This is a genomic window from Mycobacterium sp. TH-M106 (assembly GCF_057473765.1).
The window spans coordinates 1-4,346 of sequence record NZ_JBYCLE010000337.1 but is presented as its reverse complement, the minus strand read 5'-3'; the positions used below and the strand labels follow the sequence as shown (position 1 = coordinate 4,346).

The 4,346-nt window shown below is 67.3% G+C and carries 5 protein-coding genes; 3 read left to right on the top strand and 2 right to left on the bottom strand.

Features of this window, described 5'->3' with window-relative positions; genetic code table 11:
- Positions 1-2,120, bottom strand: a 2,120-nt coding sequence (locus tag AC2VOP_RS11600; RefSeq protein ID WP_486961099.1) for a cellulase family glycosylhydrolase, incomplete at its 3' end; no start/stop codon positions are given.
- Between the two features lie 310 nt (positions 2,121-2,430).
- Here AC2VOP_RS11600 and AC2VOP_RS11595 point away from each other — a divergent pair.
- From AC2VOP_RS11595 to AC2VOP_RS11585, 3 genes are all read left to right on the top strand, one after another.
- Complete coding sequence (locus tag AC2VOP_RS11595; RefSeq protein ID WP_486961098.1) at positions 2,431-3,222, top strand: enoyl-CoA hydratase; 792 nt, start codon at positions 2,431-2,433, stop codon at positions 3,220-3,222.
- A gap of 74 nt (positions 3,223-3,296) precedes the next feature.
- Positions 3,297-3,551 carry a type II toxin-antitoxin system Phd/YefM family antitoxin gene (locus tag AC2VOP_RS11590; RefSeq protein ID WP_486961097.1) on the top strand — a complete coding sequence of 85 codons (255 nt, stop codon included), beginning with the start codon at positions 3,297-3,299 and terminating at the stop codon, positions 3,549-3,551.
- Positions 3,548-3,829, top strand: a complete 282-nt coding sequence (locus AC2VOP_RS11585) for a type II toxin-antitoxin system VapC family toxin (protein WP_486961096.1) — start codon at positions 3,548-3,550, stop codon at positions 3,827-3,829. Before AC2VOP_RS11590 ends, AC2VOP_RS11585 begins: the two co-directional genes overlap by 4 nt.
- On the opposite strand, the gene AC2VOP_RS11580 is transcribed toward AC2VOP_RS11585, so the two are convergent.
- Positions 3,806-3,994 (bottom strand): zinc ribbon domain-containing protein, encoded by a 189-nt coding sequence (locus AC2VOP_RS11580; RefSeq protein ID WP_486961100.1) that lies wholly within the window; start codon positions 3,992-3,994, stop codon positions 3,806-3,808. The two genes, AC2VOP_RS11585 and AC2VOP_RS11580, sit on opposite strands and share 24 nt — an antisense overlap.
- Between the last annotated feature and the right edge of the window lie 352 nt (positions 3,995-4,346).

The window sequence follows — 4,346 nt, the reverse complement described above, 5'->3', positions numbered from 1 at the left end:
GAGATGTCGGTCTGTGAGCCGGCCGGGAAGTGGCCCGACCCGTTCGCCATCTCGGTGGAGTAGCTGAGTGTGAACGTGCCGTGCTCGAACGAGTACGAATTCGGGATGCCGGCGATCACCTGCGGGTACGGCTCGGCCAGTGTCTCCAGGTGCGCGGTGTTGACGTTGTCGCCGGTCGGTGGCGCGTGGGGGTTGTACACCAACGACTCCGAGCGCCCTCCACCGGTGATGTCGCCCTGGCTGGTGTAGGCCCACTCCAGCCAGCCGACCCGGGCCTGGTCGGCGGCGTGCATCGGGTCACTGGGCGGTATCCCAAACTCGGTCATCAAAGCCGGGATATCGTGCAAGTCCGAATACTGCTCGGCGCGGTTGACGAAAAGTTCGCTAGTAAATCCGCAAGGGATGTCGATGCCGATTGGGTCGCAGTAGTTGTGGAACGAGAAAACCGTGTGCGGCTGGTCCACCGTGCCCAGGCTGGTGGGGAACAGCCCCTCCTCGGTGATGGTGGTCGGTTCGAACAGCACCGGTGTGGATGGGTCGACGGCCCTGATCGCCGACGCCACCTGGTTGTAGAAGGGGGTCAGCTCCTGTGCGCCGAAGTGTGGGTTGCCCAAGATGGTCGGCAGCTCCTGTGAGCCCGCTCCCGGCTCGTTCATGATCTCGAAGCCGGCCACGTCGTCTTTGAGGTCGGGGCGGCTGTCGAAGTAGTTCGCAACGTGTTCCCACATCTGTGCGTAATCGTTTTCCAGCCCAACACCATTCGGTGCTTGAGCATTAGACCAGAACGCATCCCAGGCGTGATTCTCCGCGGGGTCGAGGAGGTAGTCGTCCGACCACCCGAAGTGGATATTGGGCGCCCCACCGGTCTGCACCGCCCACTCTGGCGCCCCTTCGCCCTGGAACGGGCTGGCGTAAGAGTCCTGGTGCATGTCGAGGACGCTGACGATGCCGTATTTGCCCAGCGTCTGCACGGTCTGGGCGATCGAGGCCAGATAGGCGTCGTTGAAGACACCGGGTTCGGGCTCCACGCCAGCCCACAGGATGCCCACCCGGACGGCGTCGAAACCGTTGGCGGCCAAAAACGCTGCATCGTTGTTGCCGAATCCGTCGGCGGCCGGCTCATACGGCGCTACCTTGTACACCTCGTTGAGTCCGTGCAGGATGACGACGCGTCCAGAGCTGTCGGTCAGCCAGGTGCCGGTGGTGCTGATCGGCAGATCGCCCAGACCGTCGGTGCTCGCGGCCGGCGCCCGCGCGTTAGCACCCGGCGCGACGCCGGTGACGGTGCCGTAATGGCCGACCGTGCCGTGGTCGCCGAGCAGGCCGCCGTTGCCGCCGGCGCCGCCCAGCGCCGGCAACCCGGCCGGGGCGCCGCCTATCCCGCTGTCACCGCCGTTGCCACCGTTGCCGCCGCTGCCGAACGGTCCGGCGCCGTCGCCGCCGTCGCCACCGTTGCCGCCGTTGCCGCCGTCGGTGCCGTCACCACCGTTGCCGCCGTTGCCGCCGACGCCGAACAACCAACCGTTCCCGTGACCACCGGCACCGCCGTCGCCGCCCACACCACCGAGCACACCCGCGCTGCCCTCACCACCGTGGCCGCCCGCACCGCCGATCCCCATCAACCAGCCACCGGGGCCACCGTCGCCACCCGCGCTGCCCTCACCACCGTCGCCGCCGGAACCTCCGTTGCCGAAGATTCCGGCCGCACCACCATCACCGCCGACAACACCGGCGAAGGTGCTGTTCCAACCCGCGCCGCCGTCGCCGAACAGCCACCCGCCGGCGCCGCCGTCGGGATGTGCTGCCGTCCCGGCCGTACCATTGCCGATCACATCCGACCCGAACAGCGTGTTGACGAAGCCATCAACCTGTTCACCGAGGTTGCTGCGAATCCAGTCCTCGATGCCGGTGTGCAGCGGGAGGTAGACGGAGTGTTGCAGCGACGCGGTCAAATCCGCCGTCGACAACCACGCGGTCGGCGTCACCGCCGCAGCCTCCACGGTGTTCGCCGCCGTATCGATAAACGGCGCAAAGACCTGATCGATCACGTCGTCGACGACGTCGGCCCGCGCCGGCGGCGCAAGGGTCGCCAACGGCGTCACCCCGAACGCCACAAGCACCGCCGCAGCCGTGCTTAAGCCAACGGCGCGCCCACGCCCGTACGCCGCCTGAACCCCACGCGTCCGACGATTGACCTTGATGTTGCGGCGATGGGCCACCCGAGAGCTTCCATTCGCTTGCGTTCATGTTTCGATGCGATGCATGCGCTGACAGAATACGGTGACGCCAGGCCCGAGGGCGGCAAAATTGCTGCCCGGGAACGCGCTAGCACAAGCCGAGCCGGCGTCGACGATTGTCGGGGTCCCAATCCGCTGCGCCCGCCGCCGTGTCAAGAGATGCTGTGGTGATGTGCGGCAGTGGAGAATCCAGATGACCGGCGCCGGTTCCGGTTCCAACCATGTCCTGTTCAGCGTCGCCGACCGGGTGGCCCTGATCACCGTCAACGATCCCAACCGGCGCAATGCGGTCACCGGCGCGATGTCGGCGCAGCTGCGCGCCGCGGTGCGACGGGCCGAGGCCGATCCGAACGTGCATGCGGTGGTGGTCACCGGCGCTGGCCGGGCGTTCTGCGCCGGGGCCGACCTGTCCGCGCTGGGGGACGCCACCGAGGACGGACTGTTGCGGCTCTACGACGGTTTCATGGCGGTCGCCGAGTGCAGCCTGCCCACCGCCGCCGCCGTCAACGGCGCGGCGGTCGGCGCCGGGCTGAACCTGGCGCTGGCCGCCGACGTGCGCGTCGCCGGGCCGGCCGCGGTGTTCGACGCCCGGTTCCAGCAGTTGGGCTTGCACCCCGGCGGAGGTGCCAGCTGGATGCTGCACCGGGCGGTGGGACCGCAAGTCGCTCGGGCGACACTGCTGTTCGGGATGCGTTTCGATGCCGAAGCCGCCGTGCGGCACGGGCTGGCGCTGCAGGTCGCCGATGATCCGGTCGCCGCCGCATTGGCGTTGGCCGCCGGGCCCGCGGCGGCTCCGCGCGACGTCGTGCTGGCGACCAAGGCAACGATGCGGGTCACCGCCAGCCCGGGCTCGATCGACAGCGAGCAGCACGAGTTCGCCAAACGCACCGAACTGGGACCGCAGGCGACGTCGGTGCGTTCACCGGAGTTCGCCAGCCGGCTGGCAGCGGCGCGGCAAAAATCCCCTCCTGCCCCGCGGCGCTGAGCCGCAACGGGACCCGGTAACTTTGTGGCTTTAATCTTGCTGAGTTAGATGGTCACTTTGACGGGCTGGTTGACGTGGAGATCGGCGTTCGAGAGCTGCGTGATCAGTTAAGCCGGCACTTGGCGCAGGTTCGCGAAGGGCGAACCGTGACTGTCACCGATCATGGACGCCCGATCGCGCGCATCGTGCCGGTACAGCGGCCGACGAAGTTGGAGCAACTCCGCGCGGAGGGCCGCGTCCAGCGTGCACGAACGCGTAAACACCCCGCGCCGACACCGCTGGCCTGTGCTGGGATAGTCAGCGATCTGGTCGGCGACCAGCGTAGGTGATCGGCTATCTGGACACCTCGGCCTTCGTGCCGTTGCTGATCGACGAACCGACCAGCCAGGCGTGCCAGCGATTCTGGGACGACGCCGACGAGATCGTGTCATCGAGGCTCCTCTACGTCGAAACTGCCGCAGCGCTGGCGCAGGCGCGGCGGATGCGACGCCTCACCGGCAACAAGCATCTGCAGTCTCGCCGACGCCTGGACCAGATGTGGTCGCAGGTGACTTCTCCGGCCGCTGGAAGTGACCGGCTTCTTTTACGCCGCGGTTGCGGTGTGTAGGGCCAGTCCAGCCCTGAGTATGTTGCGTGCGGCATGTTCGTCTGCCGGCGCAGAGTGGCGCAAGCAGTGGGTGCACCGGAATATCGTTTGGCTCTCACGGGATTTCGGGTCCACATGCTCGCATGCCGAGCAGCGTTGCGACGTGTACGCTGCCGGAACTTGCACCACTTGGGTCCCGGTGTAGCGCGACACAGACGTCAGTGCTTGCTCGAACCGGTACCAGCCTTTCGACAAGATTGCCTTGTTCAGGCCCGACTTGGCGGCGGCGCCATTTGGCAGGAAGCCGCCAGGGTTATTCGGGTCCACGACTGGCTGCGCCCCCTACTTCCGATCGAGGACCGGCGTTAAAGCGTGTCGAACAACTCTGCTGAGTGTTCGTCACCGCCCTTCTCGGGCGTCGTCGGTTCAGGCTGCTGGTGCGGCGTGAACGTCAGTTCCCGCGTCAGCCGGGCTGGTTTCACCAACACGCAGGTGTTGGTCAGAGCCGTCCCGTCGGCGGGCGTTGGTGGCCCGGCCT